Below are 25,400 nucleotides of genomic sequence, written 5' to 3'. Positions count from 1 at the left end.
TCGACGCAGAAGAGTCTTTCAACCCAAGAACTTGCGCCGCGGTGGGAGCAGCGGAGAACGCGGCTCGCTTACCTCAGCTGCCTTTCGATAGCCTTCGCCGCCTGCCAGAGTTCTTCCATACGCTCCAGCGATGCGGCGTCGAGCGTTTCGCCTCCGGCTTCCAGCTCCTTCTCTATATGGCCGAAGCGTCGCCGGAATTTGGTATTCGTCCCGCGCAGCGCCATTTCAGGGTCGGTGCCTACATGGCGGCCGATATTGACGAGCGCGAAAATCAGATCGCCGAGTTCGTCCGCGACCTTGCCCTGATCGCCGGATTTCAACGCCTGCCGCAGTTCGGCTATTTCCTCTTCGACCTTGTCGAGGATCGGCTCGGGCTCGGACCAGTCGAAGCCGACTTTTGCCGCCCTCTCCTGAAGCTTCAGCGCCTCCACCAGAGCCGGAAAGCTGCGTTGGATCGATCCGAGATGACCCGCCTGTTCTTCCTCTTGCGGCAAGCCGCGCCGTAACCGGCGCTGCCGGCGGTCGGCCTTTTCGGCCTGCTTGATCTCTTCCCATTGCAGCTTTACCGCCTCGGCGGTGTCCGCATAGGAGCGGGCGAAAACATGCGGATGGCGGCGGATCATCTTGCGCGTTATGGCCTCGACCACGTCTCCAAAGGAAAATTCTCCGGCCTCTTCGGCCATGCGCGCGTGAAAGACCACCTGCAGTAAGAGGTCGCCGAGCTCATCGCAGAGGTCGTCCATATCGTGACGCTCGATCGCGTCCGCGACCTCATAGGCCTCTTCGATCGTATAAGGCCGGATCGTCTCGAATGTCTGGACAATGTCCCAGGGGCAACCTTTCTCCGGGTGGCGGAGGGCGGCCATGATGTCGAGCAGGCTTTGAATGTCTCGGGAGGCTTCCATGGTTCAATTCAGCGGTATCGCGTTGCGGTCTTTGCTCGCCTGATAGCTATCCGAAAGGCGATCATAACGCGCCCGGATCCGGGCGTCCTGTTCGGTGAGCCGCTTGCGCATTTCGGGATCCGCCTCCTGCATCAGTGCCGCGATTGAGGCCGATTTCCAAAATGCATTCTCCTGAGCGTAGCCACCGGGCTCAAGGCGGAAGACCTCCTTCAAAATCTTCAGATCATGCGGGATTGCAAAGCTGTCGCGCGAATCCTCGTGGCTGAAGAAATAGTAGAAATTGTCGAACCCGGCCCAGGTGATCGCCGAGAGACACATGGAGCAGGGTTCATGCGTCGACAGAAAGATCAGCTCGCGCGTGTCGGGCCTCTCCGCCATCTCATAGAAGCGCTTCAGCGTGTGCACCTCGCCATGCCAGAGCGGATTCTCAGTCTCATTGTTCGTCTCCGCCAGCACCAGCGAAAGATCCGACTTGCGCAAGATCGCCGCTCCGAACACCTTGTTGCCGCCGGCCACGCCCTTTTCGGTGAGCTGTAAAATATCCTGCTCGATGACGGTCAGGAGGCGTTCTGCCAGGTCGTACTGTTTCATGTCTCGGTCTCCCGCTTCGAGCGGGCATTTAACGGAGGTCGGCCGGTTGGCGCAATGCCCGAAACGGCGGCGGTTCAGGCCCCCGGAGATATTTGCTCAAAAAGAATGGCTGTCGAGCAAAACAATACGTGGGCGGAAAAGCATTGAAATTTCTGTTCCTTCATTTGTTGCCGGCCATAGGGGATATTCGCCGCAGCCTGCAAAAGGAGCCGACCCTTCGTTATGCCGCAGAAACTATCCGTCTTTCCGGCCTTCTTTCGCGTCGCGCAGAAAAGCGTGGCGGTGTTCGGCAATGGGGACGAGGCCTTCGCCAAGGTGCGGCTGCTGCTGAGTACCGAGGCGCGCATCGTCGCCTATGCGGATCAGCCCGAGGCGGCTTTCGAAGCGTTCCTGAATGCCAACGGTATCGATACCATCCGCAAGCCTTTTGATGCTCGCCAGGTCGAGGGCGCCGTTCTCGTCTTCGCGGCAACGGGCGATGCGGCTTTCGACAGGATCATCGTGGCCGCGGCGCGGGAACGGAAAATCCCCGCAAATGCCGTCGACCAGCCGGACTACTGCGATTTTCTGACGCCCGCACTCGTCAACCGCGCGCCTGTGGCCGTTGCGATCGGCACGGAAGGGGCGGGGCCGGTTCTGGCGCAGATGATTCGCGCGCAGATCGATCAGTTGCTCTCGCCGTCGCTGGGCATCGTTGCTTCATTGGCGGCAAGCTATCGCGACGCCGTCGATCGCCTCGTTCCGCGCGGTGTCGCACGCCGAGTCTTCTGGCGGCGCTTCTTCTCCGGTCCGGTGGCCGATCACGTCGCACTTGGCGATCTTGCATCCGCACGCCGCGAGGCCTCGAAGCTTCTGGATGCGGCCGGTGGCGTACGCGGTCATGTCTGGCTCGTCGGCGCCGGTCCCGGTGCGGAAGACCTACTGACGCTCAGAGCCCAGCGCGTTATGATGGAAGCGGACGCGATCGTCTATGATGCGCTGGTGCCGCAGGCGATCGTCGACATGGGCCGCCGCGACGCCGAGCGGCTGTCGGTCGGCAAGCGCAAGGGCTGCCACACCAAGTCGCAGGATGAGATCAATCATTTGCTGGTGAGGCTCGCCGGCGAGGGCAAGCGTGTCGTTCGGCTGAAATCGGGGGATCCTCTCGTTTACGGTCGGGCCGGTGAGGAAATGGCGGCGATGCGCGAGGCGGGCATCAGCTACGAGGTGGTGCCGGGGATCACGTCCGCCTTTGCTGCGGCCGCCGATTTCGAGTTGCCGCTGACACTGCGCGGCGTGGCGTCGTCACTGGTTTTCACGACCGGGCACGACTTGACCGGCAGCGTCCTTCCCGATTGGGCGCGGCTGGCGGTTTCCGGCGCGACGATCGCGGTCTATATGGGGCGCACTGTTGCGGCGTCCGTCGCTTCGCGACTCATGCAGGCGGGCCTGCCGCAGGACACGACCGTCGCGGTCATCGAAAATGCGAGCCGCGCCGAGCGACGCCTACTTCACGGAACCTTGCGTGATCTCCCTGACCTCGAGACCCGCACGGAACTGGACGGGCCGGTCATGGTGATCATCGGCGAAGCGGTCGCGGGCGCGAATTTCGAACGGTCCGAGCCGCTGGCGGCGGCCCGGGGCAATGGCAGCGGTGCCGTCGAGGCTTCGGCGAAACGCGAAACGATTTGGAATTGAGGACGAAGCGATGGTGGAAAAGGTTCTGACGGCAAATCGTCTGGCGGATGGCATATCCGTCTGGCTTGACGCCTCCGGCAATTGGGTGGAGTCGCTTCAGGATGCCTTCGTCGCTCGGCACGCCGAGGCGGTTGCTGCGCTTGAAGCGACAGGCAAGCGCTCTTTCGATGAAAACAAGGTCGTGGATGTCAATGTAATCGACGTCGAGGAAGTGGACGGGACGCTACGGCCGCTGCGCATGCGCGAACGCATACGCGCCGAGGGACCATCGATTCCCTACGCTCCGGGATATAATGGGCTTGCGGGCCCGAAAAACGTTGCTGCCTGAGGACCTGAGAAGCCATGTATCGTTACGACGAATTCGACCACACCTTCGTTTCCGCACGCGTCGAGCAGTTTCGCGACCAGGTCCAGCGGCGGCTGTCCGGCGAACTCGCTGAGGATGCGTTCAAGCCGCTGCGCCTGATGAACGGCGTCTATCTGCAGCTCCATGCCTACATGCTCCGCGTCGCAATTCCCTATGGGACCTTGTCGAGCCGACAGATGCGGATGCTCGCCCATATCGCCCGCAAATATGACCGCGGCTACGGACATTTCACCACCCGGCAGAACATTCAGTACAACTGGCCGCGCCTTTCGGATACGCCTGATATCCTCCAGGAACTGGCAAGCGTCGAAATGCATGCGCTGCAGACATCCGGCAATTGCATTCGCAACGTCACGGCGGACCATTTCGCCGGTGCGGCCGCCGACGAAGTTGCCGACCCGCGTCCCTATGCGGAAATCCTCAGGCAGTGGTCGAGCGTCCATCCGGAATTCTCCTTCCTGCCGCGCAAGTTCAAGATCGCGGTCACGGGCGCCGAGCGCGACCGTGCCGCCATCCAGGTGCATGACATCGGCCTTCACCTGAAAAAGGATGAGAACGGCAGGCTCGGTTTCGTCGTCTATGTCGGCGGCGGGCAGGGCCGCACTCCGATGATCGCCAAGAAGATCCGCGACTTCCTTCCGGAAGAGGACCTGCTATCCTACACGACCGCGATCATGCGCGTTTACAATCTCCATGGCCGCCGTGACAACAAGTACAAGGCGCGCATCAAGATTCTGGTTCATGAAACGGGTGCCGAGGAACTGGCGCGCCAGGTGGAGGCAGAGTTCGCCAATCTGAAGGACACGGAACTGAAGCTGCCGGATTCGGATATCCAGGCGATTGCCGCCTATTTCGCCCCTGCAACGTTGCCGAACCGGCCGGAAGGCTGGGGCAACCTCGCCCGCTGGAAGAAGGCCGATCCGGAGTTTGCCCGTTGGGTGCACCAGAACGTCCAGCCGCACAAGCATCCCGATTACGGCATGGTGACGATCTCGCTGAAGCCGATCGGCGGCATTCCGGGGGACGCCAGCGACGAGCAGATGGATATTGTCGCAGAAATCGCCGAGGAATATGCGTTCGACGAGATCCGCGTCAGCCATGAGCAGAATCTGATCCTTCCGCATGTGGCGCTTGCCGATCTGGAGCCGGTCTACAGAGCCCTGGTCGCTGCCGGCCTCGCCACCGCCAATGCAGGTCTGATAACCGATATCATTGCCTGTCCCGGGCTCGATTATTGCGCGCTCGCCAATGCGCGTTCGATTCCGGTCGCGCAGGAGATTTCGAACCGTTTCGGTTCGGCGGAGCGGCAGGCTGAAATCGGCGAACTGAAGATCAAGATTTCCGGCTGCATCAATGCCTGCGGGCATCATCACGTCGGCCATATCGGTCTTCTGGGTGTGGAGAAGAAGGGCGAGGAGCTTTACCAGATCACGCTCGGCGGTTCCGGCGACGAACACACCTCGATCGGCGAGATCATCGGTCGCGGCTTCGAGCCGGAAAAGGTCACCGACGCGGTCGAGAGGATCGTCGACACCTATCTCGGGCTGCGCCGGGACAAGTCGGAAACGTTTCTCGAAGCCTACCGTCGTGTGGGGCCGCAGCCATTCAAGGATGCGCTCTATGGCGGCGGTGCCCAGGCAGCCGCGTGACTTAAGGATAACAAGAGATGACGAAAATCTGGAATGAAGCCGGCTTCGTGAGCGACGATCCCTGGGTCATCGAGAGCGAAGACACCAAGGCCGGATCGAACGAGAAGGCGATCCTGAGCCTCGATGGCTTCCTGTCAGCAATTTCTGAAAGCGATGCCTCGGACCTTGGCGTTCTGATCAATCCCGCTGATGATGTGATGCGGCTTGGCCCTTGCCTGGATCGGATCGCCCTGGTGGCCGTGGCATTTCCCGCTTTCAGTGACGGGCGTTCCTTCAGCCACGCTTCGCTGCTGCGCTCGCGCCTTGGCTACGAAGGTGAGCTTCGCGCAGTCGGCGATGTGCTGATCGATCAGATCCCGCTGATGCTGCGCTGCGGCGTCGACAGTTTCGCCGTAACCAACGCCACGGCGATCAAGCGGCTTTCGGAGGGGCGGCTGCCGGGGATCTCCACCCACTACCAGCCGGCCGCGAAGCCCTCCGCCAACATCAATTCCTACAGCTGGCGCCGCGTCTCCTGAAGATGTGGGCCGCGACAGTGTGAAGCAAGCCGAAATCCTCGAAAGCGGGTATATTTGGAAGGCAATTCCTTCCAATCGGGCGTGGGTTGGAATATCCGCTTGTAGTTGATAGACAGCGTCACCATTTACAGGACTGTGGTCACGATGAATGCTCCGGCAAAAAAAGAAGATTTCGCGGTACAGGCTCCGGCAGGTGTCTTCGTTGAAACGGTGACGAGCGTCGAACATTACACCGACCGGCTCTTCCGCTTCCGCATGACACGCCCGAAGGAGTTCCGTTTCCGTTCGGGCGAATTTGCGATGATCGGCCTGATGGTTGGCGACAAGCCGATTTATCGTGCCTACTCGATCGCGAGCCCGGCTTGGGACGAGGAATTGGAGTTCTTCTCGATCAAGGTGCCCGATGGGCCGCTGACGTCGCATCTGCAGGGAATCAAGCCCGGCGACCAGGTGCTGATGCGCAAGAAGCCGACGGGCACACTGGTGCTGGACGCGCTCGTGCCCGGACGCAGGCTCTATATGTTCTCGACCGGCACAGGTATTGCGCCCTTTGCGAGCCTGATCCGCGACCCGGAAACTTTCGAGAAGTTCGAAGAGGTCATCCTCACCCATACGTGCCGCGACGTGGCGGAGCTGAAATACGGCTTCGATCTTGTCGACGAAATCCGCAATCACGAGTTCCTGAACGAGGTCGTCGGCAATAAGCTCCGGCACTATGCGACGGTGACGCGTGAGGATTATTCTTACAAAGGCCGGATTACCGACCTGATGAACAACGGCAAGTTCTTCGCCGACCTCGGCCTGCAGCCGCTCGATCCCGTGATCGACCGCGGCATGATCTGCGGTTCGACGGCCATGCTGAAGGACACCAAGGAGATCCTCGAAGCCGCTGGCCTGACGGAAGGTGCCAACAACAAGCCGGCCGAGTTCGTCATCGAACGCGCATTCGTTGGCTGATCCTCGGGGCGCCGAGGCGATAGGTCCATCTAGAAGTATCTCACGCCGATTTGCGGCCGCCCCTCAGCACCTTCTCCCCGTTCTGACGGGAAGAAGGTGTTGAGGGGCGCCGCTTTCGAGACGTCACAGGATCAAACGTGATCAGTGCAGTATTTGGCTGAGGAACAGCTTGGTCCGCTCATGCTGCGGATTGTCGAAGAACTCAGCCGGCGAGTTCTGCTCGACGATCTGGCCCTGGTCCATGAAGATCACGCGGTTGGCGACCTGTCGCGCGAAGCCCATTTCATGTGTCACGCAGATCATGGTCATGCCTTCTTCGGCGAGGCTGACCATGGTGTCGAGCACTTCCTTGACCATTTCAGGGTCGAGTGCAGAGGTCGGCTCGTCGAAAAGAAGGATTTTCGGTCGCATGCAAAGTGAGCGGGCAATGGCGACTCGCTGCTGCTGGCCGCCCGAAAGCTGACCCGGATATTTTTTGGCCTGCTCCGGAATCTTTACGCGCTCCAGGAAGTGCATCGCGACTTCCTCGGCTTCCTTCTTCGGCATCTTGCGCACCCAGATCGGCGCCAGTGTGCAGTTTTCCAGGATCGTGAGATGCGGGAAGAGGTTGAAGTGCTGGAAGACCATGCCGACTTCCCGGCGCACTTCGTCGATCTTCTTCAGGTCGTTGGTGAGTTCGATCCCGTCGACGACGATTTTACCCTTCTGATGCTCTTCGAGCCGGTTGATGCAACGAATCATCGTCGACTTTCCGGATCCGGAAGGGCCGGCGACAACGATGCGCTCGCCGCTCATGACCCTGAGATTGATGTCGCGAAGCACATGGAAATCACCGTACCATTTGTTCATGTTGGTAATTTCGATCGCGACATCCGTCGCCGATGGAGCCATTTTCGTTGTAGTGGCGGTATTTGCCATTTTCTTGTTCCCCTTTTTACCGCTGGCTTCTGTCGAGCAGGCGTTCCATGAAGCCTGAATAGCGCGACATGCCGAAGCAGAAAAGCCAAAAGACGAAGCCCGCGAAGATCAGGCCGGTCAGCGGCGTGACGGCGCTTGCCCAGTTGGTGTCGCTGAAGTTCAGGCGAACGATGCCGAGCAGGTCGAACATGCCGATAATCGATACGAGCGATGTGTCTTTGAAGAGGCCTATGAACGTATTGACGATGCCGGGGATAACCAGCTTGAGTGCCTGCGGCAGGACGATGAAGCCCATTTTCTGCCAATAGCTGAGGCCCAGTGAATCGGCGCCTTCATACTGGCCTTTCGGGATGGCCTGCAAGCCACCGCGCACCACTTCCGCCATATAGGCGGAGGCGAAGAGCGACACGCCTATCAGGGCCCGCAGGAACTTGTCGAAGGTGACGCCCTGCGGCAGGAAAAGCGGCAGCATCACGCTTGCCATGAAAAGCACGGTGATCAGCGGAACGCCGCGGATGACCTCGATGAAGGCCGTGCAGAGCATTTTTATGACCGGCATGTTCGACCGGCGTCCGAGCGCCAGCAGAATGCCGAGCGGCAGCGAAACGGCTATTCCGACGAAGGACAGTACCAGGGTGACCATCAGGCCGCCCCAGAGCGGCGTTTCGACATAGGTAAGGCCGAACCAGCCGCCGGGGAGCAGGATCGCCGCGAGGACGGGCAGGGCGCCCAGCAGTAGAAGCGCGTTCAGTCCCTTGTATGGGATCCTGGGTATCAGCATAGGCACGAGGAGCAGGACGAAAAGAATGCCGACCAGCGCAGGACGCCAGCGCTCGTCGAGCGGATAGCGGCCGAAAAGGAACTGGGCGAATTTCGCATTGACGAACGCCCAGCATGCGCCGCTCCAGCCTTCCGGCTGCGAACCGCCCTGCGACAGCGTTGCGCAAACGCCCCGGCCACCGCCGCTCCAGGCGGCATCGATGAAGAGCCATTGGATTGCGGGGGGCACCAGCCACGCCAGGATAAGCAGGCTGATGATCGTCAGAACGCTGTCCTTCGGCGTGGCGAAGAGATTTCGCCGCAGCCAGGAGGCAGCACCTCTTTCAAGCGAAGGGGCTGGCGAGGCTTCGATCATCGAAGCACGAACGAAAGTTGCTTGTTGCGTGCTCATGATATCACCTCTCCACCAGCGCCATGCGGGCGTTGTACCAGTTCATGAACAGCGACGTCGCGAGGCTCAGGCTGAGATAGACGATGAGCCAGATGCTTACGACCTCGATCGATTGTCCGGTCTGGTTGAGAATGGTGCCGCCGACGGCCACGAGGTCGGCATAGCCGATTGCGACCGCCAGGGAGGAGTTCTTGGTGAGGTTAAGATATTGGCTGGTCAGCGGCGGAATGATGATGCGCATCGCCTGCGGCACGACCACCAGGCGGGTCGTCAGCGATGGGCGTATGCCAAGTGCATGTGCCGCCTCCGTCTGTCCTTTTGAGACACCGCGGATACCCGCCCTGACGATCTCGGCGATGAAGGCTGCCGTATAGAATGAGAGCGCCAGGAACAGCGACATGAATTCCGGTCCGACGACCGAACCGCCGGTAAGGTTGAACTTGCCTGCCACCGGAACGTCGAAGCCGATCGGCGCACCGGTTACGAGGAATGTGATCAGCGGCAGACCGATGATCAATCCAAGAACGGTCCACAGGACGGGAAGCCGCTCGCCGGTCGCCAACTGCCGTTGGCGCGCGTAGCGGGTAAAGAACACGCTTGCAGCTATTGCGATGATAAACGCGAGGAGCGTGTATTCGGCACCCTCTCCGGCAACCGGCCTTGGAAAGGCGACACCGCGATTGCTCAGAAAGATATCGAAGGGCAGGGCAAGTGCATCTCGTGCCTGCGGCAATATCGACAGCACCCCGCTATACCAGAAGAATATGACGAGCAGCGGCGGGATGTTGCGGAACACCTCCACATAGGCCAGCGAGAGCTTGGCAATGATCCAGTTGTGCGAAAGGCGTCCGATACCGACGAGGAAGCCGATGATTGTCGCGGTGATGATACCGGTGATCGCGACGAGCAATGTGTTGATGAAGCCGACCAGCAAAGCGCGGCCATAGGTGGAATCGCTGGTGAATGAAATCAGCGACTGCCCGACGTCGAAACCGGCGCGACTCCTCAGAAAGTCATAGCCGGACGCGATATTCGCGCGCCTGAGATTGTCGACAGTGTTATCGACGATCCAGTAGATGAGCGCTGCGAGAATGATGATGGTGATTGCCTGATAGAATATCCCGCGCACCTGAGGATCATTGATGATCGATCCTGAGGATTTGCTTCGTTCAGGCACGTTGGTGACGCCAATGGCCATGCAATGCCTCTTCCCCTTATGCACCCTTCTCGGGTGTCCCCTTTATCGGGTTCTTCGCCCGGGGGAACGGCGACGCCGCCCCCGGGCATATTGGCCGGTTTAGCGGACCGGCGGGGCGTATTGCAGACCGCCCTTGTTCCAGAGGGCGTTGAGGCCTCGCTCGATCTTCAGCGGGCTGCCGGCGCCGATGTTGCGATCGAACACTTCGCCGTAATTGCCGACCGCCTTGACGATGTTGACGGCCCATTCGTTGGTCAGGCCGAGGTCGGTGCCGATCTTGCTGTCGGCTTCGACGCCCAGAAAGCGCTGAACATCAGGGTTCGCCGACTTCTTCATTTCTTCGACATTGGCCTGGGTGACGCCGAATTCTTCGGCCTGGACCAGGGCGTAATGGACCCAACTGACGATGTCGAACCACTGATCGTCGCCTTGTCGGACTGCAGGTGCGAGAGGCTCTTTCGAGATAATCTCCGGCAGCACGATGTGATCGTCGGGCTTAGAGAGCGTGAGGCGCAGCGAATAAAGGCCGGACTGGTCGGTTGTATAGACGTCGCAGCGGCCGGCGTCGTAGGCAGCATTCACTTCTTCCAGCTTTTCGAAGACGACCGGATTGTACTGCAGATTGTTCGCCTTGAAGTAGTCGGCGAGGTTGAGTTCGGTCGTGGTGCCTGTCTGTACGCAGACGGCAGCGCCCGAAAGTTCGAGGGCAGACTTCACATCGAGTTCCTTGCGAACCATGAAGCCTTGACCGTCATAATAGTTGACCGGACGGAAATTGAAGCCGAGAGCCGTGTCACGGTTGATCGACCAGGTCGTATTGCGTGCGAGCACGTCGACTTCGCCGGACTGGAGAGCCGGAAAGCGTTCCTTCGCCGACAGCGGCGTGTACTTCACCTTGGTTGCGTCGCCGAAGACAGCAGCGGCAATCGCCTTGCAGTAGTCGACGTCGAAACCGCTCCAATCGCCCGAAGCGTTAGGGGCCGCGAAACCGGCGAGACCCGTATTCACGCCGCATTGGACGAATCCCTTTGCCTTCACGTCGTCAAGTGTCGCGGCCGATGCCGCATATGAGCCTACCCCCATGACAGCGGCGCTTACGAGAGCTGTCAGAATTGTTCTTGCCATTTTTTTGAACCTTTTCGGTTGTCGTTTGGTCCCGTCTGCACAGTCGCGCGTTTTCGCGCGTGCAGCCTCAGCCACCCTCCTGGCGTGAGTACAATCTATCTCATGCTCAAAACATGGAAGGGTCAAGAGAGGTCTCCGAATTTACGAATTTCGATGTGAAAAACGTGAAACTCGCCAGAAGTTTAGGCGGTTTGGCGCTGGAATTGCCGGTCATGAACAAAAAACCGCCAGTTGGCCTCCTTCCGGACCACGAGGCTCGCCACTTGAATTTTTCCTTGACCCGGCCGGTATCCCGTCCGATGAGTCGGCAGCGGAATTCAACAGCGGATGTTTCAATGGCAGACAAGACGAACGCGCGAGCGGAGCAGGGCATCAATACCCGTCTCGCACACACCGGCAATAACCCTTCCGACTATCACGGCTTCGTCAATCCACCGGTGGTACACGCTTCCACCGTGCTCTTCCCGAATGCGAGGACGATGGAGACGCGGTCTCAGAAATATACCTATGGCACGCGCGGCACGCCGACCACCGACGCGCTTTGTGAGGCGATCAACGAACTGGAGGGCGCGGCCGGGACGATCCTCGTTCCCTCGGGCCTCGCAGCGGTCACTGTGCCTTTCCTCGCCTATCTCTCCTCGGGCGACCATGTCCTTATCGTCGATTCGGTCTATTTTCCCACCCGCCACTTCTGCGACACTATGCTCACAAGGCTCGGCGTTACCGTTGAATATTATGACCCGTCCATCGGGGCGGGCATAGAGAATCTGATCAGGCCGAACACGCGGCTGGTGCATACCGAAGCGCCGGGCTCGAATACGTTCGAGATGCAGGATATACCGGCGATTGCCGCCGCCGCGCACCGGCATGGCTGCATCGTGACCATGGACAACACCTGGGCGACGCCCGTCTATTTCCGGCCGCTCGATTACGGCGTCGACGTTTCGATCCACGCGGCGACCAAATATCCCTCGGGTCACTCGGACGTTCTGCTTGGAACCGTATCGGCCAACGCGGCCCATTGGCCGGCACTGAGCGAGGCGATGGTGACACTGGGTGTCTGCGTTTCGCCGGACGACAGCTATCAGATCCTGCGCGGCCTGCGCACAATGGGCGTCCGCCTGGAGCGACACCAGGCAAGCGCGCTTGCGATTGCCGAATGGCTCGAGGGCCGCGAGGAGGTGGCGCGGGTGCTTCATCCGGCACTGCCGAGCTTTCCGGGCCATGAGTTGTGGAAGCGCGATTTCGGCGGCGCAAGCGGAATATTCTCCTTCGTGCTCAAGGCCGATCCCGAAAACGGCAAGGCAAAGGCGCATGCCTTCCTGGACGCGCTCTCGATCTTCGGACTCGGCTACTCCTGGGGCGGATTCGAGAGCCTCGCCGTTCACGTGAACCTCTCCGATCGCAAGGTCGCCAAGGCGCCTCAGGAGGGGCCGGTCATCCGGCTGCAGATCGGGCTCGAAGACGTGCCGGACATCCGCCGGGATGTTGAAGCCGGTCTCGCTGCCGCAAATGCGCTCTGACGCCGAATGACGCGGTGGGGAAGGCGATGAGGCGCCTCCCCATCACTTTTGCGCGCCATAGCCGAAAAGCCAGTCGAAATCCGCGGCAAGTGCTTCCGGTTTCCTGGAGGCGAGAATGAAATCGCGCGCGATGCGTACTGGACCCGCGGCGTGATAGGCAAAGCTGTTGAAGGCGGCGCGCTTGCGGACGCGGCCGATCCGCGCCCGGCGTGCCTCTTCATAGCGCGAGAAGGCGGAGGGAGTATCCGGGCTGTCCGCGATGCGGATGGCGAGCTCCCAGGCGTCCTCGATGGCCATGGCCGCGCCCTGGGCCGCAAACGGCGTCATGGCATGGGCGGCATCGCCGATGAGGATGGTGTCGCGCCGATTGTGCCAGGCTCCATCGGCCACCGTGCAGAGCGGCCAGCAGGTCGCCGGCGCGGCGTGGTCGAGCAGCGAGCGAAGGTCGGGATGCCAATCCCCGAAAGCCCTTTCGAACGCGCGCCGGCGATCGGCGGTTTCCCGCCCCGCCCACGTTTCCCCAGATGCATTTCCAGCAACGATCGCAACGAGGTTGAAGCCGTCGATCTTTCGGATTGGATAGGCAACCAGATGGGCCCTCGGCGCGAGGAAGGCCGTAACTCGGTCATGCGGCAGGCAGGCAGGCGCCCGGGTACGTGGCAGCGTGAAGCGCCAGGCAATATTGCCCGAAAAGCGGGAGCTGCCTGCGCCTGGAATCGAGGTGCGGATCCGCGACCAGATCCCGTCGGCGCCGATGATTGCGGCCGGTGTTTGCTTGATCGCCTCGAAAATGGCTGCTTGCGGATCGTCGCCGATGCGGCTTCCCAGATGAAGGCGGCAAAGCGGTTCCGCCCGGACGGCGTCCAGGAGGATCGCCTGCAAGCTGGCGCGATGCAGGACGGCGTAGGGTGCGCCCCAGCGCGCGCGGGCATGCGCGCCGGCAGGCACGCTTGCAAGCTGCCGCAGCGAGCGGCCGTCGGCAAGCGAGATCTCCCCCGGTTCGCTCCAGACGCTTTCGAGAGCGGGCAGCAAGCCAAGTTCGATGAGGATGCGCGATGCATTCGGCGAAAGCTGAAGCCCGGCTCCGACTTCGTCCAGCGCGTCGGCCTGCTCGAAGATGTCGGTCCGGTAACCCCGCCGGGCGAGGCAAAGCGCGGTCGTCAGCCCGGCGATGCCGGCGCCGACGATCGCAACCCGCTCAGCCTTTTGCATGAACGCCGCGCCGTCGCCTGTGCCGGGTCAAGCGGCTTTGGTGGAGAAAAGGCAACCCGGCGGGATGGTTTCCGTTGCCTTTAGAGAGGGATTGTAACGGTAGAGCGTCGAGCAGTAGGAACAGACCTTCTCGTTTTCGTCGCCCATGTCGACGAAGATGTGAGGATGATCGAACGGGACGGAAGCGCCCGTGCACATGAATTCCTTGACGCCGATCTCAATGACCCGGTGCCCGCCGTCGTTCTGGAAATGGGGGATGCTGTGGCCGGCCATGTCGTACTCCGATATATGCAGTCTGAGATGTTGTTTTGGGGTGTCGAATTTGCTGGCACCATAGTGAGCTTTGGAGAAAATGTGTAGCAGCAACATGCTGCCCCCTGTGGTTTTTGGGTTTTCTGCAGTTGCCTCAGCAACTAACCTCCTTGCCAATGAACCAATACCAGGAAGACGAGATGGACTTGAATCCTCCGCTATTTTCCCGCTTCGTGCATGACGGACTGGAAATCGCCTATTTCGACGAGGGCGACCCGTCGGGCGATCCGATTCTGCTCATTCACGGCTTTGCTTCGAGCGCCAATGTGAACTGGGTATTTCCGGGCTGGCTCAAGACGCTTGGGGACGCCGGATACCGGGTCATCGCGCTGGACAATCGCGGACACGGGCAAAGCAGCAAGCCGCATGACCCCTCGCTCTATCACCCGCATCAGATGGCCGGGGATGCGGCAGCGCTTCTGGTGCATCTCGGGATCGGCGAAGCGCATGTCATGGGATATTCGATGGGCGCGCGGATCTCTGCCTTCCTGGCCCTGCAACACCCGGCCAGGGTTCGTTCGCTGGTGTTCGGTGGTCTCGGAATAGGCATGATCACCGGCGTGGGAGAGTGGGATCCAATTGCCGACGCGCTGCTTGCACCTTCGTTGGAGGATGTGACGCACGAGCGCGGCCGGACGTTTCGCGCCTTTGCAGACCAGACGAAAAGCGATCGTCAGGCGCTCGCCGCCTGCATATCGACGTCGCGTGATCTGCTTAGCGCCGAAGAGGTCGGCCGCATAGACGTGCCGGTGCTGATCGGCGTCGGGACAAAGGACGACATCGCCGGATCGGCCCAGGAGCTTGCCGCGCTGATGCAGCATGCCCTGGCACTCGACATTCCCGGGCGCGATCACATGCTTGCGGTGGGTGACCGCGTGTTCAAGAAGGCCGTGCTGGAATTCCTTGCCGAGGTCGGGCGCGCCTAAATATCGATAATTTCAGGACGCAATTTACCCGACTTGGATCAACTCCGAGCCACTACCGGGAGGTGAAATCGGGTCAGCCCATTTATGTCGGCCCGGAATTGGCCTATATATGCCGGCAACGAACCGGCCACGGACCGGCCGGCCCAAGATGCCCCGCCGAGGGACCACCCAGGAAGGAGCGCGACCATGGTCGCCAAAACAGAACTTCGTCACACGGAATCGCTCGACGCGATCGACCCGATCTGGGACAGCCTGCGTGAAGAGGCGCGTCTTGCCGCCGAGCGCGACCCGATGCTTGCCGCCTTTCTTTATTCCACGGTGGTCAATCAGCATTCCCTGGAAGACTGTGTTATCTACCGGATCTGCGAGAGGCTGGACCATCCCGATCTCCAGGCAAGCCTCCTGCATCAAACCTTTGCCGAAATGCTGGACGACTGGCCCGAATGGGGCGCCATCCTGCGCGTCGATATCCAGGCGGTCTACGATCGCGATCCCGCCTGCACGCGCTTCGTGGAGCCCGTGCTCTATTTCAAGGGCTTCCATGCCATACAGACGCACCGTCTGGCGCACTGGCTGTGGAATCGTGGTCGGCGAGACTTTGCGCTCTATCTCCAGAGCCGCTCCTCCAGCGTCTTCCAGACCGACATCAATCCGGCCGCCCGCATTGGGCGCGGCATCTTCCTCGACCATGCGACGGGCCTCGTCGTCGGCGAGACCGCAATCATCGGCGACAATGTTTCGATCTTGCACGGCGTGACGCTTGGCGGCACCGGCAAGGAAGGCAGCGACCGCCATCCGAAGATCGGCAACGGCGTGCTGATCGGTGCCGGAGCCAAGATTCTCGGCAATATCCATATCGGCCATTGCTCGCGCGTGGCTGCCGGCTCAGTCGTGCTGAAAGCCGTTCCTCCGAAATCAACGGTTGCCGGGGTGCCGGCGAAGGTCGTCGGCGAGGCTGGCTGTTCCGAGCCGTCGCGTCAGATGGACCAGATCCTGGCGTCGTTCGATATCTGAGCGACCCCAGGTTACGGGAAAAATTGTCGCGGCGTTTCAAGAGGTTCGGAAAGTGGTGCACCTCTCCGCCTGGGCTCGGTGCTGAAACGGGTTTACACCTGCCAACGGCCCGTGTCACAAGCGCGGCAAATTAAACGGCTACGGAGAATAGTTTTGAAGCCCGAAGAAATCCGCAAGCTTGAGGCCTATCTTAAGCGCACGTTCAATCAGTCCATGGTTGTCAAGGCTCGCCCGAAGAAGGACGAATCCGCCGAAGTCTATCTCGGCGACGAATTTCTCGGTGTGGTCTTCCGCGACGAGGAGGACGGCGAGCTCTCCTACAATTTCTCGATGGCGATCCTCGACATCGACCTCTGAGAGCGGGCTCGTTCAGACCACTTGCCACAGTGGAGGCGAAGCGCGCGGCGCCGTCATCATTGCCCTGAAAAAACCGGCCCTGAGCAATCAGGCCGGTTTTTTCGCTATAAGATCAAAATTCCGAAGTCATCGTGGTTTTCATCGCTGTGAAAGCTGTCTTTGTTGCGGCGCACACTGAACTTGACTTTTTGTGCGGTGCACATAGACTGAATTGCGTTCCAGCCGAGCCGTCACAAGGAGACACCCGATGTTTAACTTCGACGATGCGAACAAAAAGAGCAAGGAAGCCCTCGACGTGGCCGTGAAGAGCTATTCCGCCATGACCAAAGGCTTTCAGGCTATTGCGACCGAGGCGGCCGACTATTCGAAGAAATCCTTCGAGGACGGCGTTGCTCATCTCGAAAGGCTTACCAGTGCCAGAAGCCTTGAAGCAGCATTTGAACTTCAGACGAATTTCCTGAAGACAAGCTACGAAGGTTTCTTCACCGAAGCGACGAAGATCGGTGAGATGTATGCCGACCTGGCCAAGGACGCCTACAAGCCTTATGAGGCCCCGGTTGCCAAGGCGACCGCTGCGGTCAAGACGGCGGCCGCCGCCTGACGATCAGGTTCATCACCTTTGCAGAGGGCCGGTCGCGGATGCCGCGGCCGGCCTTCGTCTATTCGGAGCTACGTATCATCGATCCCTCCGCGCAGCGTGAAACATGCCGCTGCCGAAGAAGAAATTTGATCAATCTTGTGTTTCACCGTGCGAATATGATTGCAGTGCGTCGGTTCGGTCTTAAAATCCAGGAACGAACTATTAGATAAGGGCGAGTACGTCGTGGCCAAAAGCATAAGGATCCGCGGCCGTCAAAGGAATGAACAAGAATGATCGCCATGCCGGTCCGGATGCAGCAGGGAAGCGATGGAAACGGAGGCGGCCCGAATCGTGGCACGTCCGTCATCACGCGCACCAAGCCGAAGACCAAGAAGCCGAGTTTGTATCGCGTTCTGCTTTTGAATGACGATTACACGCCAATGGAATTCGTCATTCACATCCTCGAACGCTTCTTTCAGAAGAACCGGGAAGAGGCGACCACCATAATGCTACATGTCCACAACCACGGCGTTGGAGAATGCGGCGTCTTCACCTACGAGGTCGCCGAAACCAAGGTGACGCAGGTGATGGATTTCGCCAGGCAGCATCAACACCCGTTGCAATGCGTCATGGAAAAGAAATGAGGAACTAACGTGCCAACATTTTCGCCCAGCCTCGAAAAGGCGCTGCATCAGGCACTGACTTTTGCCAACGAGCGCCATCATGAATATGCGACGCTCGAGCACCTGCTGCTGGCATTGATCGACGATGCCGATGCGGCGGCTGTGATGGGCGCGTGCAATGTCAATCTGGATACGCTTCGTAAGACCGTGACCGATTATGTCGACAATGAATTGTCGAACCTGGTCACCGGTTATGATGAAGATTCCAAGCCGACGGCCGGTTTTCAGCGCGTAATCCAGCGCGCCGTCATCCATGTGCAGTCGTCCGGCCGCGAGGAGGTGACGGGCGCCAACGTGCTCGTGGCGATCTTCGCCGAGCGCGAGAGTCATGCTGCCTATTTCCTGCAGGAGCAGGAAATGACGCGTTACGACGCCGTCAATTTCATTTCGCACGGTATCGGCAAGCGGCCGGGCAGTTCCGAGGCGCGGCCGGTGCGCGGGGCTGAAGACCAGGACTCCGAGCAGAAGGCATCGCGCGAGAGCGAGGAAACCGGTCCGAAGAAACAGCAGGATGCGCTCACCGCCTATTGCGTGAACCTCAACGAAAAGGCGAAGTCCGGCAAGATCGATCCGTTGATCGGGCGTCATGCGGAGGTCAACCGGACGATTCAGGTCCTTTGCCGCAGGTCCAAGAACAACCCGCTCTATGTGGGCGATCCGGGCGTGGGCAAGACGGCGATCGCCGAAGGTCTCGCCAAGCGCATCATAGAAAAGAAAGTGCCAGAGGCGCTGCAGGACGCCACGATTTTCGCGCTCGACATGGGGACGCTGCTCGCCGGCACGCGCTACCGCGGCGACTTCGAGGAACGGTTGAAGCAGGTAGTCAAGGAGCTCGAAGACTATCCCGGCGCGGTGCTTTTCATCGATGAGATCCATACGGTTATCGGAGCCGGCGCCACATCCGGCGGCGCCATGGATGCGTCGAACCTCCTGAAGCCCGCGCTTTCTTCCGGCGCGATCCGCTGCATCGGCTCGACGACCTACAAGGAGTACCGCCAGTTCTTCGAAAAAGACCGGGCGCTTGTTCGCCGTTTCCAGAAGATCGACGTTAACGAGCCGACAATTGCAGACGCAATCGAGATCATGAAGGGTTTGAAGCCCTATTTCGAGGACTACCACCGGCTGAAATACACCAACGATGCCATAAAGGCGGCGGTGGAGCTTTCCGCACGCTACATCAACGACCGGAAACTCCCGGATAAGGCGATCGATGTCATCGACGAGTCCGGTGCCGCGCAGATGCTTCTGCCCGTCAGCAAGCGCCGCAAGCTGATCACGGAGAGGGAGATCGAGGCGACGATCGCGACAATGGCGCGCATCCCGCCCAAGACGGTCTCCAAGGACGACGAGGCGGTGCTCGCCAATCTGGAGCAAGAACTGCGGTCCGTCGTATATGGCCAGGATCTGGCGATCGAGGCGCTGGCCTCGTCGATCAAGCTGGCACGGGCGGGTCTCAGAGAGCCGAACAAGCCTATCGGCTGCTACGTCTTCTCCGGCCCGACAGGTGTCGGCAAGACGGAAGTGGCAAAGCAACTCGCCACCTCGCTCGGCGTCGAGCTGCTGCGCTTCGACATGTCGGAGTACATGGAACGCCACACGGTTTCCCGACTGATCGGCGCACCTCCGGGCTATGTCGGCTTCGATCAGGGCGGGCTCCTGACCGATGGCGTCGACCAGCATCCGCACTGCGTGCTGCTTCTGGACGAGATCGAAAAGGCGCATCCGGACTTATTCAACATCCTCCTGCAGGTGATGGACCACGGTTCATTGACCGACCACAACGGCAAGAAGATCGATTTCCGGAACGTCATCCTTATCATGACGACCAATGCGGGCGCGTCCGATATGGCTCGGGCGGCAATCGGCTTCGGTTCTTCCAAGCGGACCGGCGAGGACGTGGAGGCACTGAATCGTCTCTTCACGCCGGAATTCCGCAACCGCCTGGACGCGGTCATTCCGTTCAATTCCCTGCCGACTCCGGTCATCCACAAGGTGGTTCAGAAGTTCGTCATGCAGCTCGAGACGCAGCTTGCCGAGCGCAACGTCACCTTCGATCTCGCGCCCGATGCGATCGCCTGGCTTGCCGAGAGGGGTTATGATGAGAAGATGGGTGCGCGGCCGCTGTCGCGCGTCATCCAGGAAAACATCAAGAAGCCTCTCGCGGACGAAATTCTGTTCGGCAAGCTCAAGAAGGGCGGCGTCGTCAAAGTGACGATCGGTACGAAGGAAGACGGTGCGAAAGGGCTCATGCTCGAAGCTGTGCCGGAAACCGCTCCGATCAAGCCCAAAGCCGAGGTCTCGCGGCCGGCCGGCAAGGGCGCGAAACCCAAGAAGGCAAGCGAAAAGGAGAGCGTGGCCGCGGCCGGAGAGGGTGCCAAAGCCAAGTCGAAGAAGACGACGGCCAAATCCGCGAACAAGAGCGGTGGCGGTTCCGATACCGCTCCTCTCAGGGGACGTACGGTTCCGAAGGTGCCGCGAAAGAAATAGCGCGATCGAGATTGCGTGTGACTGTGCCGGGCGAGTTGCCCGGCACTTTCTTGTGAGCGGGGAGCGTCGTTCTCGTGAATTCCGTAGACCCAATCGAAGATGAGCGTTCCTCGCTTGTCTGGTTTCTGGCCGGTGCCCGAGGGATTTTCAGCCTTCCGGCCATAATCCTCATGCTTTCCTTCGTGGGCTTCTGCTCGCTTACGGTTCAGGCAGGCATCCCGCCGGGACAGGTCGTGTTCATGACCGGCATCGTCTGGGCCCTGCCGGCAAAGGTCATTCTGGTGAGTTCGATCCTCAGCGACGCCAGTCTCGCTACGGCCTTCCTGGCCGTGACCCTTTCTTCGGTACGCCTGATGCCTATGGTTGCCGCGCTCGTTCCGGAACTTCGCACGCCGAAAACGCCGACATGGCTGCTTCTCGTGCTTTCGCATTTCATCGCCATCACAGCCTGGGTCTTCGCCATGGAGCGCGTGCAGGACGTTCCGCGTCAGCACCGTACGACGTTCTTCGCCGGCTTTGGCATCACTCTCGTTGCCGCCAATATGGCGCTGGTCGGGATAGTCTACCGGCTTGTCGCCGATTTCCCGCCTGTAGTCGCCGGCTGTCTCTTCTTTCTGACGCCGGTCTATTTCCTCGCCTCCATCTGGAATTCCGCGCGCCATCCGGTCGTTTACGCCGCCCTCGCCTTAGGGCTTGTTGCCGGGCCGCTCTGCTACTGGATCGCACCGGAGTTCGACATTTTGCTCGCCGGCCTAGGCGGCGGCACGATTGCCTGGGCGGGCGAGCGCCTCTGGCGCTCGAAACGGGAGAAGAGCGCGTGAACTGGATGGACGGATGGTGGGCCTACGCGTTCATCGCGATCGCAGGCTGGCTCGCGACCGATATCTGGCGATGGCTCGGGGTACTCGCGGGAAATCGGCTTCGCGACGATTCGGAGGCATTGAACTGGGTGAGGGCGGTGGCGACGGCGCTGGTCGCAGCGGTCATCGCCAAGCTCATCCTTTACCCGACAGGCGTTCTTGCGCAATCGCCGCTTTGGCTCCGGCTCGGCGCCGTCGCAGTGGGCGCGATCGCTTTTTTCCTCGCCCGCCAGAAGCCCGCTGTCGGCATCGCGACGGCAGTCGCTGCCTTGGCCGTCGGCCTCTGGTGGCTGGGGTTCTAAGAGATTAAATCATCGTAGAAAAGAAAAGACACAACCGTCTGATTATATGCATCGTTCTGATTTTTGGTCAGAGGTGCCGGCGTATCTTCTCGGCATTGGCAGCGAGAATGTCGCCATCTTCCATCTTGCCGGAATGCGGCCTCAGCGCAATGCCCTCCCGCCTGGGGATCACGTGGAAATGCAGATGGAAGACGGATTGTCCGGCCGGTGCCTCGTTGAATTGCATGATCGTGATGCCGTCCGCATCGAAGGCGGCCTTGGCGGCAACGGCAATCTTCCGGACGGTGACGATCAGGCTGGCGAGGATAGCCGGCTCGACATCGAGGATGTTGCGTGACGGTGCCTTCGGCAGCACCAGAACGTGGCCTTCGGCCTGCGGCATCACATCCATGAACGCAACCGTGGCCTCATCCTCATAGACGCGATGCGAGGGAATTTCGCCGCGCAGTATCTTGGCGAAGATGTTGTTGGTGTCATAGGCGCTCATGTCATTTCCTCTTGCCTGGCGCGCGACGGCGAAGCCTCGCCGCTTCAATTGTCCTGATGCTCACCCTTGCGGAAAGGTCCGTGCTCCGCAAGAAACTCGCCGGTTTCTTCCACATCCCGGCGCTCGCGTTCCAGATAATCGGCAACGGCGCGTGCAAGTCCCGGATGGCTGATGAAATGCGCGGAATGCGTCGTCACGGGCATGTAACCCCGTGCAAGCTTGTGCTCTCCCTGAGCGCCGGCCTCGACGCGTTTCAGTCCCTTGGCGATCGCATAATCGATGGCCTGATGGTAGCAGATTTCGAAATGCAGGAAGGGGTGGTCCTCGATGCAGCCCCAGTGTCGGCCATAAAGCGCATCGCCGCCAATAAAATTTATCGCGCCCGCGACGTATCGCCCGCCGCGCTTGGCCATGACCAGCAATATGTCGTCGGCCATTCTCTCGCCGATCAGGGAGTAGAACGCGCGCGTCAGATAGGGTCTGCCCCATTTGCGTCCGCCGGTGTCCATGTAGAAGGCAAAGAACTGGTCCCAGATCTCTTCCGTCAGATCCCTGCCGGTCAGCCAGTCGATGGTTATGCCGTTTTCGACGGCCGCTCGGCGCTCTTTTTTCAATGCCTTGCGCTTTCGCGAGGCGAGCGTGCCGATAAAGTCGCCGTGCGATCCATAGCCCTCATTGAAGAAATGGAACTGCTGGTCCACCCGATGCAGAAACCCCGCTTGCTCCAGGGTGGCAATTTCGTCCCCGGGGACGAAGGTCACATGGGCTGAGGATAGATGGTGCCGGCGTGTAAGTTCCTTGAGCCCGGCCGCCAGCGCTGTGCGAACCATCTGCTGATCGCACCCCTCGGCCGCAAGCAGCCGCGGGCCCGTCGCCGGCGTGAAGGGAATGGAACATTGGAGTTTCGGATAATAGCGGCCGCCGGCCCGCTCGAAGGCATCCGCCCATCCATGGTCGAAAACATACTCGCCCTGGCTGTGGCTCTTGATGTAGCAGGCAAGGCCTCCGCGCAGGGAACCGTCCGCTTCCTCGATCAGCAGATGCTGACCGAGCCAGCCCGTTTCGGCTGTTGCCGATCCCGATTCCTCCAGCGCCGAAAGGTAGGCATGCGAAACGAAGGGATTATAGGGCGCGCCGGCTTGCCCCTTCGAGGCGCCGGCAAGCCTGCTCCAGCTTGCCGGCGATATCGAGGTGAACGAATGTTCTATGCGGATGTTGATCGCCTCTGTCATGCGCCTATGAAATCATGGTCTCCCGCGGATCGAAGCCCTCGAAGGTCATCTGATCGGCATTGGCGAAGGTATGCTCCTGGGCCTGTTTGTCCCGTACCGTCCAGGTGATGATCGTGCGGCCAAGCGCACGCTCCTTCTCCGTAAAGGGATTGGGAAGATGGCCATAATGGTAGGAGATGAAATCGAGCCCAAGATGCATTGCCTCCTCGTGCACGAAGAAGGTCTCGGGCCTGGAGCCTTCGGCCGTGAGGCCGAGTGGATAAGGCGCGTCGAGCTCTTTCAGGTCCCTGAGCAGCCAATGGTCGAAGCTCATCAGCGCGACGTGACCTTCATAGCCTTCCAGCGTGTCGAGCACTGCGGCGGCAAAGCCCTCGTCGTCACCCGTTCGCCCCTTGAGCTCGATGATGAGCGGAACACGGCCGGCGACGAGGCGCAGCATCTGCGTGAGCGTCGGGACCTTGTCGCTGGTGCCGCCGACGGACAGAAGCCCGAGTTCGGCGGATGTCTTTGCCCTCACGTCGCCGGCGATCCCGCATAGCCGCCGCAGGTCGTGGTCGTGGAAGACGACAGGGATGCTGTCTGCTGCGAATTGAAGGTCGCACTCGATCGCGAAACCCGCTTCGGCCGCGCGGGAGAAGGCCGAAAGCGTGTTCTCCCAAACCTCGCGGTTCATGTCGTGGAAGCCGCGATGGGCGATCGGCTGGGCCTTGAGCCAGGAAAGGTCCCTCATTGGATGTCCTTGGTCATGCGATTTCGAGTATGGCGTCGATCTCGACGGCCGCATTGAAGGGCAGGGACGCCATACCGACGGCAGCCCGGGCGTGCCTGCCGGCCTCGCCGAGCACATTGGCGAGCAGATTGGACGCTCCGTTGATCACGAGGTGCTGTTCGACGAAATCCGGAACGGACGCGACGAAGCCGTTGATCTTGACCAGGCGGCGGATGCGGCCGAGATCGCCGTCAAGAGCCGCTTTGGCCTGGGCCAGAATGTTGATCGCGCAGAGTTCGGCCGCCTTTTGCGCAGTCTCGACATCGACGTCCTTGCCGACATGGCCGACTACGGCGACCTTGCCGCTCTCCATTGGCAACTGGCCGGATATATACAGCATCGACCCGGAGAAGACGTAGGGCACGTAATTTGCGACAGGCGCAACAGCCTGCGGAAGGACGATGCCGAGTTCGGTGAGGCGGGTCTCGATCTCTGCGGACATGTAAGGCTCCGTTGTTGTCTTTTGTGCTAAAATCCGGCATGCAAAGCAGATCGTGACAGGCGTGGACCAGAACCGACCTGCCTTGTTTCTGCCGAAAGCTTGTTTATCGCATTGGCGGCGAGTCCAACAGGAGGAAACCGATGTTTCGTAAAGGCTTCGGTCTTGTCACTCTGGGAAGTGTCTGTGTCGTCGTCATGACGGCGGGCGCCGCACAGGCCAGTGCGCTCGTTCCCCATCGCGCGGTCTACGATCTGGAATTGAAGGACGCCTCCGAGCGCTCCGGCATCTCCGGAATGTATGGGCGCATGGTCTATGAGTTCAACGGCTCCGCCTGCGAGGGCTACACCGTCAGCTTCCGCTTCGTCACCCAGGTCGATACGGGCGACGAAGTTCGCCTTACCGATCAGCAGACCACCACCTACGAGGACATGAAGAACGGAAATTTCCGTTTCCTCACCCGATCATTCACCGATGAGAAGCTGGACAAGGAAGTACGCGGCAGCGCGCATGACGAAAAATCGGGCGTCAAAGTCGAACTGACCGCGCCCGACAAGCGTCAGGTGGCACTTGCGGCAAGCCGTTTTCCGACCGAGCATATGCTGGAGGTGATCGAACGGGCAAAAAAGGGGGAGACGTTTTTCGAGGCGCGCATCTTCGATGGTTCCGATTCCGGCGACAAGACGCTGATTACGTCGACCTTCGTCGGCAAGCCGCGCAAACCGGCGCCCGGCGACGTTGATGTCGGCAAGGCCGGCAAGCTCGGGGAAGAGAGCTATTGGCCCGTGACGATCGCCTATTTCACCGACGAAGCGAGCGGTGATGCCCTGCCTGTATATCGCATGTCCTTCAAACTCTATGAAAACGGCGTGACGCGCGACCTTACCATGGATTACGGAGACTTCGCCCTGAGTGGCAAACTCGCCGAGCTCGAGGTCTTCGACACCGCAGAGTGCAAGTAAACGCCGGCGAACGCGCGAGGCTGCGAACCTAGGTGGCGGCTCCGGGATCGGTAAATTTGTGTTCCAGGGCTGACGCCATGTTGTGGACGGATAGTGGGGTGACGCCGGTCAGCATGGCAACTTAAGTGCGGCCTCGCGGCCGCCGTTGATCCGACCCGTCTCAGCTTCGGGGTGGCATT

At 60.3% G+C, this 25,400-nt stretch carries 27 protein-coding genes; 15 read left to right on the top strand and 12 right to left on the bottom strand.

What is annotated here, in order from left to right:
• Nucleotides 1-68: 68 nt before the first annotated feature.
• Both mazG and FB009_RS16110 read right to left on the bottom strand, forming a co-directional pair.
• Nucleotides 69-905: a nucleoside triphosphate pyrophosphohydrolase gene (gene mazG, locus FB009_RS16115; protein ID WP_011975271.1), complete on the bottom strand. Its 837-nt coding sequence runs from the start codon at nt 903-905 to the stop codon at nt 69-71.
• A gap of 3 nt (nt 906-908) precedes the next feature.
• On the bottom strand, nt 909-1,496 hold the full coding sequence (locus tag FB009_RS16110) for a deaminase (RefSeq protein ID WP_011975272.1): 588 nt from the start codon (nt 1,494-1,496) through the stop codon (nt 909-911).
• A 222-nt stretch (nt 1,497-1,718) separates the two neighbouring features.
• On the opposite strand from FB009_RS16110, the gene cysG reads away from it, so the two are divergent.
• The 5 genes from cysG to FB009_RS16085 all read left to right on the top strand — a co-directional run bounded on the left by cysG (nt 1,719) and on the right by FB009_RS16085 (nt 6,664).
• Nucleotides 1,719-3,173: a siroheme synthase CysG gene (gene cysG / locus FB009_RS16105; RefSeq protein ID WP_011975273.1), complete on the top strand. Its 1,455-nt coding sequence runs from the start codon at nt 1,719-1,721 to the stop codon at nt 3,171-3,173.
• Between the two features lie 10 nt (nt 3,174-3,183).
• A complete protein-coding gene (locus tag FB009_RS16100) occupies nt 3,184-3,501 on the top strand; it encodes a DUF2849 domain-containing protein (RefSeq protein ID WP_011975274.1) in 318 nt (105 codons plus the stop codon).
• A gap of 14 nt (nt 3,502-3,515) precedes the next feature.
• The gene (locus tag FB009_RS16095) at nt 3,516-5,189 is read left to right on the top strand and encodes a nitrite/sulfite reductase (protein WP_011975275.1); all 1,674 of its coding nucleotides are present in this window, start codon (nt 3,516-3,518) and stop codon (nt 5,187-5,189) included.
• 17 nt (nt 5,190-5,206) lie between these two features.
• Nucleotides 5,207-5,707 (top strand): DUF934 domain-containing protein, encoded by a 501-nt coding sequence (locus FB009_RS16090; RefSeq protein WP_011975276.1) that lies wholly within the window; start codon nt 5,207-5,209, stop codon nt 5,705-5,707.
• 144 nt (nt 5,708-5,851) lie between these two features.
• Nucleotides 5,852-6,664 carry a ferredoxin--NADP reductase gene (locus FB009_RS16085; RefSeq protein WP_011975277.1) on the top strand — a complete coding sequence of 271 codons (813 nt, stop codon included), beginning with the start codon at nt 5,852-5,854 and terminating at the stop codon, nt 6,662-6,664.
• A 141-nt stretch (nt 6,665-6,805) separates the two neighbouring features.
• Here FB009_RS16085 and FB009_RS16080 read toward each other — a convergent pair whose 3' ends face one another.
• The 4 genes from FB009_RS16080 to FB009_RS16065 all read right to left on the bottom strand — a co-directional run bounded on the left by FB009_RS16080 (nt 6,806) and on the right by FB009_RS16065 (nt 11,076).
• A complete protein-coding gene (locus tag FB009_RS16080; RefSeq protein ID WP_011971063.1) occupies nt 6,806-7,582 on the bottom strand; it encodes an amino acid ABC transporter ATP-binding protein in 777 nt (258 codons plus the stop codon).
• 16 nt (nt 7,583-7,598) lie between these two features.
• Nucleotides 7,599-8,753 carry an amino acid ABC transporter permease gene (locus tag FB009_RS16075; RefSeq protein WP_011975278.1) on the bottom strand — a complete coding sequence of 385 codons (1,155 nt, stop codon included), beginning with the start codon at nt 8,751-8,753 and terminating at the stop codon, nt 7,599-7,601.
• 4 nt (nt 8,754-8,757) lie between these two features.
• Complete coding sequence (locus FB009_RS16070; RefSeq protein WP_011971065.1) at nt 8,758-9,951, bottom strand: amino acid ABC transporter permease; 1,194 nt, start codon at nt 9,949-9,951, stop codon at nt 8,758-8,760.
• Between the two features lie 99 nt (nt 9,952-10,050).
• A complete protein-coding gene (locus tag FB009_RS16065; RefSeq protein ID WP_011975279.1) occupies nt 10,051-11,076 on the bottom strand; it encodes an amino acid ABC transporter substrate-binding protein in 1,026 nt (341 codons plus the stop codon).
• A gap of 335 nt (nt 11,077-11,411) precedes the next feature.
• Here FB009_RS16065 and FB009_RS16060 point away from each other — a divergent pair, with 335 nt between their 5' ends.
• Entirely contained in the window at nt 11,412-12,599 is a 1,188-nt protein-coding gene (locus FB009_RS16060) for a cystathionine beta-lyase (protein ID WP_024312602.1), read from the top strand.
• 42 nt (nt 12,600-12,641) lie between these two features.
• Here the strand turns inward: FB009_RS16060 and FB009_RS16055 are convergent, their stop codons facing one another.
• Nucleotides 12,642-13,811 (bottom strand): FAD-dependent oxidoreductase, encoded by a 1,170-nt coding sequence (locus FB009_RS16055; RefSeq protein ID WP_024324634.1) that lies wholly within the window; start codon nt 13,809-13,811, stop codon nt 12,642-12,644.
• Nucleotides 13,812-13,838: 27 nt separating this feature from the next.
• Nucleotides 13,839-14,084: a zinc-finger domain-containing protein gene (locus tag FB009_RS16050; RefSeq protein ID WP_011975282.1), complete on the bottom strand. Its 246-nt coding sequence runs from the start codon at nt 14,082-14,084 to the stop codon at nt 13,839-13,841.
• Between the two features lie 179 nt (nt 14,085-14,263).
• Here FB009_RS16050 and FB009_RS16045 point away from each other — a divergent pair, with 179 nt between their 5' ends.
• The 8 genes from FB009_RS16045 to FB009_RS16010 all read left to right on the top strand — a co-directional run bounded on the left by FB009_RS16045 (nt 14,264) and on the right by FB009_RS16010 (nt 21,332).
• On the top strand, nt 14,264-15,049 hold the full coding sequence (locus FB009_RS16045; RefSeq protein WP_011975283.1) for an alpha/beta fold hydrolase: 786 nt from the start codon (nt 14,264-14,266) through the stop codon (nt 15,047-15,049).
• 186 nt (nt 15,050-15,235) lie between these two features.
• The gene (gene cysE / locus FB009_RS16040) at nt 15,236-16,063 is read left to right on the top strand and encodes a serine O-acetyltransferase (RefSeq protein WP_011975284.1); all 828 of its coding nucleotides are present in this window, start codon (nt 15,236-15,238) and stop codon (nt 16,061-16,063) included.
• Nucleotides 16,064-16,216: 153 nt separating this feature from the next.
• Nucleotides 16,217-16,420 (top strand): DUF3126 family protein, encoded by a 204-nt coding sequence (locus FB009_RS16035; RefSeq protein WP_003535016.1) that lies wholly within the window; start codon nt 16,217-16,219, stop codon nt 16,418-16,420.
• A 247-nt stretch (nt 16,421-16,667) separates the two neighbouring features.
• On the top strand, nt 16,668-17,021 hold the full coding sequence (gene phaP2, locus FB009_RS16030; protein WP_011975285.1) for a phasin PhaP2: 354 nt from the start codon (nt 16,668-16,670) through the stop codon (nt 17,019-17,021).
• Nucleotides 17,022-17,290: 269 nt separating this feature from the next.
• Entirely contained in the window at nt 17,291-17,644 is a 354-nt protein-coding gene (gene clpS, locus FB009_RS16025) for an ATP-dependent Clp protease adapter ClpS (protein ID WP_018010077.1), read from the top strand.
• Between the two features lie 9 nt (nt 17,645-17,653).
• Nucleotides 17,654-20,170, top strand: a complete 2,517-nt coding sequence (gene clpA, locus FB009_RS16020) for an ATP-dependent Clp protease ATP-binding subunit ClpA (protein ID WP_011975287.1) — start codon at nt 17,654-17,656, stop codon at nt 20,168-20,170.
• A 74-nt stretch (nt 20,171-20,244) separates the two neighbouring features.
• Nucleotides 20,245-20,991, top strand: a complete 747-nt coding sequence (locus FB009_RS16015) for an AzlC family ABC transporter permease (RefSeq protein WP_102045313.1) — start codon at nt 20,245-20,247, stop codon at nt 20,989-20,991.
• A gap of 5 nt (nt 20,992-20,996) precedes the next feature.
• A complete protein-coding gene (locus tag FB009_RS16010; protein WP_011975289.1) occupies nt 20,997-21,332 on the top strand; it encodes an AzlD domain-containing protein in 336 nt (111 codons plus the stop codon).
• Between the two features lie 67 nt (nt 21,333-21,399).
• Here FB009_RS16010 and FB009_RS16005 read toward each other — a convergent pair whose 3' ends face one another.
• Genes FB009_RS16005 through FB009_RS15990 form a run of 4 tightly spaced genes read right to left on the bottom strand, consistent with a single transcriptional unit; the run spans nt 21,400 to nt 24,262 of the window.
• Entirely contained in the window at nt 21,400-21,819 is a 420-nt protein-coding gene (locus tag FB009_RS16005) for an HIT family protein (RefSeq protein WP_011975290.1), read from the bottom strand.
• Between the two features lie 44 nt (nt 21,820-21,863).
• Nucleotides 21,864-23,051: a GNAT family N-acetyltransferase gene (locus tag FB009_RS16000; protein WP_011975291.1), complete on the bottom strand. Its 1,188-nt coding sequence runs from the start codon at nt 23,049-23,051 to the stop codon at nt 21,864-21,866.
• Nucleotides 23,052-23,055: 4 nt separating this feature from the next.
• Nucleotides 23,056-23,781, bottom strand: a complete 726-nt coding sequence (locus FB009_RS15995) for a glycerophosphodiester phosphodiesterase (protein ID WP_011975292.1) — start codon at nt 23,779-23,781, stop codon at nt 23,056-23,058.
• A 13-nt stretch (nt 23,782-23,794) separates the two neighbouring features.
• Nucleotides 23,795-24,262: a RidA family protein gene (locus FB009_RS15990; RefSeq protein WP_011975293.1), complete on the bottom strand. Its 468-nt coding sequence runs from the start codon at nt 24,260-24,262 to the stop codon at nt 23,795-23,797.
• A gap of 140 nt (nt 24,263-24,402) precedes the next feature.
• On the opposite strand from FB009_RS15990, the gene FB009_RS15985 reads away from it, so the two are divergent.
• A complete protein-coding gene (locus FB009_RS15985) occupies nt 24,403-25,221 on the top strand; it encodes a cell envelope integrity EipB family protein (protein ID WP_011975294.1) in 819 nt (272 codons plus the stop codon).
• Nucleotides 25,222-25,400: the final 179 nt, after the last annotated feature.

The sequence above is a fragment of the Sinorhizobium medicae genome, from assembly GCF_007827695.1.
Taxonomy (GTDB): Bacteria; Pseudomonadota; Alphaproteobacteria; order Rhizobiales; family Rhizobiaceae; genus Sinorhizobium; species Sinorhizobium medicae.
Note: the sequence above shows the minus strand (reverse complement) of the source record. Positions and strands in the feature narration are given on the sequence as shown.

Coding starts and splice junctions, on each gene's coding strand:
- FB009_RS16080 (WP_011971063.1), bottom strand. CDS start 7,582: ATGGCAAATACCGCCACTACAACGAAAATGGCTCCATCGGCGACGGAT.
- FB009_RS16010 (WP_011975289.1), top strand. CDS start 20,997: ATGGACGGATGGTGGGCCTACGCGTTCATCGCGATCGCAGGCTGGCTC.
- clpS (WP_018010077.1), top strand. CDS start 17,291: ATGATCGCCATGCCGGTCCGGATGCAGCAGGGAAGCGATGGAAACGGA.
- FB009_RS16065 (WP_011975279.1), bottom strand. CDS start 11,076: ATGGCAAGAACAATTCTGACAGCTCTCGTAAGCGCCGCTGTCATGGGG.
- FB009_RS16075 (WP_011975278.1), bottom strand. CDS start 8,753: ATGAGCACGCAACAAGCAACTTTCGTTCGTGCTTCGATGATCGAAGCC.
- FB009_RS16005 (WP_011975290.1), bottom strand. CDS start 21,819: ATGAGCGCCTATGACACCAACAACATCTTCGCCAAGATACTGCGCGGC.
- FB009_RS16060 (WP_024312602.1), top strand. CDS start 11,412: ATGGCAGACAAGACGAACGCGCGAGCGGAGCAGGGCATCAATACCCGT.
- FB009_RS16085 (WP_011975277.1), top strand. CDS start 5,852: ATGAATGCTCCGGCAAAAAAAGAAGATTTCGCGGTACAGGCTCCGGCA.
- FB009_RS15995 (WP_011975292.1), bottom strand. CDS start 23,781: ATGAGGGACCTTTCCTGGCTCAAGGCCCAGCCGATCGCCCATCGCGGC.
- FB009_RS16095 (WP_011975275.1), top strand. CDS start 3,516: ATGTATCGTTACGACGAATTCGACCACACCTTCGTTTCCGCACGCGTC.
- FB009_RS16100 (WP_011975274.1), top strand. CDS start 3,184: ATGGTGGAAAAGGTTCTGACGGCAAATCGTCTGGCGGATGGCATATCC.
- FB009_RS16070 (WP_011971065.1), bottom strand. CDS start 9,951: ATGGCCATTGGCGTCACCAACGTGCCTGAACGAAGCAAATCCTCAGGA.
- FB009_RS15985 (WP_011975294.1), top strand. CDS start 24,403: ATGTTTCGTAAAGGCTTCGGTCTTGTCACTCTGGGAAGTGTCTGTGTC.
- FB009_RS16110 (WP_011975272.1), bottom strand. CDS start 1,496: ATGAAACAGTACGACCTGGCAGAACGCCTCCTGACCGTCATCGAGCAG.
- cysG (WP_011975273.1), top strand. CDS start 1,719: ATGCCGCAGAAACTATCCGTCTTTCCGGCCTTCTTTCGCGTCGCGCAG.
- mazG (WP_011975271.1), bottom strand. CDS start 905: ATGGAAGCCTCCCGAGACATTCAAAGCCTGCTCGACATCATGGCCGCC.
- phaP2 (WP_011975285.1), top strand. CDS start 16,668: ATGTTTAACTTCGACGATGCGAACAAAAAGAGCAAGGAAGCCCTCGAC.
- FB009_RS16045 (WP_011975283.1), top strand. CDS start 14,264: ATGGACTTGAATCCTCCGCTATTTTCCCGCTTCGTGCATGACGGACTG.
- FB009_RS16050 (WP_011975282.1), bottom strand. CDS start 14,084: ATGGCCGGCCACAGCATCCCCCATTTCCAGAACGACGGCGGGCACCGG.
- FB009_RS16000 (WP_011975291.1), bottom strand. CDS start 23,051: ATGACAGAGGCGATCAACATCCGCATAGAACATTCGTTCACCTCGATA.
- cysE (WP_011975284.1), top strand. CDS start 15,236: ATGGTCGCCAAAACAGAACTTCGTCACACGGAATCGCTCGACGCGATC.
- FB009_RS16055 (WP_024324634.1), bottom strand. CDS start 13,811: ATGCAAAAGGCTGAGCGGGTTGCGATCGTCGGCGCCGGCATCGCCGGG.
- FB009_RS15990 (WP_011975293.1), bottom strand. CDS start 24,262: ATGTCCGCAGAGATCGAGACCCGCCTCACCGAACTCGGCATCGTCCTT.
- FB009_RS16090 (WP_011975276.1), top strand. CDS start 5,207: ATGACGAAAATCTGGAATGAAGCCGGCTTCGTGAGCGACGATCCCTGG.